The 1,647-nt window shown below is 63.1% G+C and carries 1 protein-coding gene and 1 pseudogene; both read right to left on the reverse strand.

Annotated features, from left to right (window positions below; all coding sequences use genetic code 11):
* Positions 1-429: pseudogene (locus tag EN893_RS32895) on the reverse strand (sugar ABC transporter permease); the annotation flags it as partial.
* 102 nt (positions 430-531) lie between these two features.
* Positions 532-1,647 (reverse strand): ABC transporter substrate-binding protein (locus tag EN893_RS32900; RefSeq protein ID WP_164901344.1); only part of this gene is annotated, 1,116 nt, incomplete at its 5' end.

Consider the following 1,647-nt stretch of genomic DNA (forward strand, 5'->3'; position numbering starts at 1 on the left):
GATGAAGGACAGCGCCATCGGGTAGAGATAGATCGGCCTCAACATGCCTTCGCCGCGGATCTTCTGGTCGAGCAGGATGGCCAGGAACAGGCCGAGCGCTAGGCAGATGGCGATGTAGAGAAAGCCGAAAATACCCATATTGGTGATCGACGTGTACCAGCTCGACGGCGGGTCGGTGTCGAAGGTCCAGCCCCACAGCCGCTGATAGGCGCGCGAGCCGGTCAGGACATAGGACGGGAAGGTCTTGGAATTGGTGAAGGACAGATAGATCGTCCACAGGATGAAGCCGTAGACGAAGACGATGGTGATGGCGAAGCTGGGCGCCAGCACGATCTTCGGCAATGCGTCCTGCAGGCGTGAGCGCACCGAGGCGCGTGGCCGCGCATGCTCCGGCGTCAGCTTGATCTGGCTTGTCGCTACCGTGCTCATGGGCTCCTCCCGTCGACTCGCGGCCAACCAGCTTCGCGGATCCAAGTTCGCGGATCTGGGCCTTCCCCGCCGGAGCGGGGAAGGGTTTTTGGCGCGTGGCGCTTACTTGGCGTCGTCGATTGCCTTGACCAGCTCGGTCACGGCCTCGTCCGAGGTCTTGATCTGACCATGGACGAATTTGGAGACGACATCCTTATAGGCATTGGCGACCGCCGGAGGCGCGCCATAGCCCTGGGCCAGCGAGCCGAACAGCGTGCCGCCTTCGTTGGCCGCCTTCAGATCGGCGATGCCCTTCTTGCCGCAAGCGTCGAAGTCGGTGTCCGGAACGTCGGTACGGGCCGGAACCGAACCCTTGACGACGTTGAAGGCCGACTGGAAGCTCTTCGACAGGGTGGCGGTGGCCAGCGCGACCTGGGCGGCCTTGCGGTCGTCCGGAACGTTGAACATGCCGAACATGTCGGAGTTGTAGATCACCGAGCCGTCGGTGCCCGGGAAGCGATAGCAAAGGAAGTCGGTGCCCGGCGTTTTCTTGGCGGCGTTGAACTCGCCCTTGGCCCAGTCACCCATGACCTGCACCAGGGCGTCGCCCTTGATGACCATGGCGGTGGCAAGGTTCCAGTCGCGGCCGGAGAAGTTGGGGTCGACATAGGTGACGAGCTTGGCCAAATTGTCGAACGACTTCTTCATCGTGTCGGACTTCAGCGATTCGTCATCGAGGTCGTTGAAGGCCTTCTTGTAGAACTCGGGTCCGCCAGTCGACAGCACGACGGAGTCGAACATGGTGGCTTCCTGCCAGTTCTGGCCGCCGAGAGCGAGCGGGATCACGCCTGCCGCCTTGGCCTTGTCGAGCAGGGCAACGAAGTCGTCGAAGGTCTTCGGCTCGGTGCCGCCGATCTTGTCCAGGACGGCCTTGTTGATCCACAGCCAGTTGACCGAGTGAACGTTGACCGGCGCCGCGACCCACTTGCCGTCATAGACCGAGAACTTCTGCAGGGCCGCCGGAACGGACTTGTCCCAGCCTTCCTTCTTCGCCGTTTCGGTCAGGTCGCCCATGACGCCGGCAGCGGCGTAGTCGAGCACGGTATAGCCGAGCATCTGCGAGGCGGTCGGATAATTGCCGGCCGCGACCATCGCCTTCAGCGCGGTCATGGCGGCATCGCCGCCGCCGCCGGCCACCGGCACGTCCTTCCAGGCATAGCCTTCCTTGGCCAGATCGCC

It is taken from the genome of Mesorhizobium sp. M7A.F.Ca.CA.004.04.2.1 (assembly GCF_004022825.1).
GTDB lineage: Bacteria > Pseudomonadota > Alphaproteobacteria > Rhizobiales > Rhizobiaceae > Mesorhizobium.